Genomic DNA, 1,101 nt, shown 5'->3' on the forward strand with positions numbered 1-1,101 from the left:
CACATAACGCTTTTGATCCACCGCAATCGAATTAAAAAAAACGGCGACGCTTTCGCGCCGCCGCTTTCCTACCACCCGACTGGTGTGATGCGTTACAGGATGTAGCGGCTCAGGTCCGGGTCCTGTACCAGCTCGCCCAGGTGGGCGTCCACGTACGTCTTGTCGATGCTGATGGTCTCGCCGTCGCGGTCCGGGGCCTCGTAGCTGAGCGTGTCCAGCAGGCGCTCCAGCACCGTGTGCAGGCGGCGGGCGCCGATGTTTTCCTGGCGCTCGTTGACCTGGAACGCGATCTCCGCCAGACGGTCCACCGCGTCCTCGGTGAACTTCATCGACACGCCTTCGGTCTGCAGCAACGCCTCGTACTGCTTGGTCAGCGCCGCCTTCGGCTCGGTCAGGATGCGTACGAAATCGTTCTTGCTCAGCGCGCCCAGCTCCACCCGGATCGGGAAACGACCCTGCAGCTCCGGGATCAGATCGCTCGGCTTGGCCAGATGGAACGCACCGGAGGCAATGAACAGAATGTGGTCGGTCTTGATCGTGCCGTACTTGGTCGACACGTTCGAGCCTTCCACCAGCGGCAGCAGATCGCGCTGCACGCCCTCGCGCGACACATCGCCGCCGCCCACGTTGTCACCGCGCTTGGCCACCTTGTCGATCTCGTCGATGAACACGATCCCGTGCTGCTCGCAGGCCTCGATCGCCGCGCTGCGGATATCGTCTTCGTTGACCAGCTTGCCCGCCTCTTCCTCCACCAGCAGCGGCCGTGCCGCCTTGATGCTCAGCGTGCGCTTCTGCGCCTTCGCCCCGCCCATGCTCGAGAACATCTGGCGCAGCTGCTGGCCCATTTCCTCCATGCCCGGCGGGGTCATGATGTCCATGCTCACGTTGGCCGACACTTCCAGCTCGATCTCGCGCTCGTCCAGCTCGCCGTTGCGCAGCATGCGCCGGAACTTGATGCGGGTCTCGTTGTCCTGCGCCGACGGCTCGTTGCGCGCGGCCTCGGCATCGAACCCGATGCCTGCGCTGCGGCGCGGCAGCAGCGCGTCAAGGATGCGGTCTTCGGCGCGCTCTTCAGCCTGCGTGCGCACGCGCACCTTGGCC

1 protein-coding gene is annotated in these 1,101 nt (G+C 64.9%); it reads right to left on the reverse strand.

The genetic code is table 11. The annotated features are described in order from the left end of the window. Positions 1 to 92: 92 nt before the first annotated feature. Positions 93 to 1,101 (reverse strand): ATP-dependent protease ATPase subunit HslU (gene hslU, locus DBR34_RS19995; RefSeq protein WP_258224189.1); only part of this gene is annotated, 1,009 nt, incomplete at its 5' end.

It is taken from the genome of Stenotrophomonas sp. HMWF003 (assembly GCF_003061285.1).
Taxonomy (GTDB): domain Bacteria; phylum Pseudomonadota; class Gammaproteobacteria; order Xanthomonadales; family Xanthomonadaceae; genus Stenotrophomonas; species Stenotrophomonas maltophilia_AP.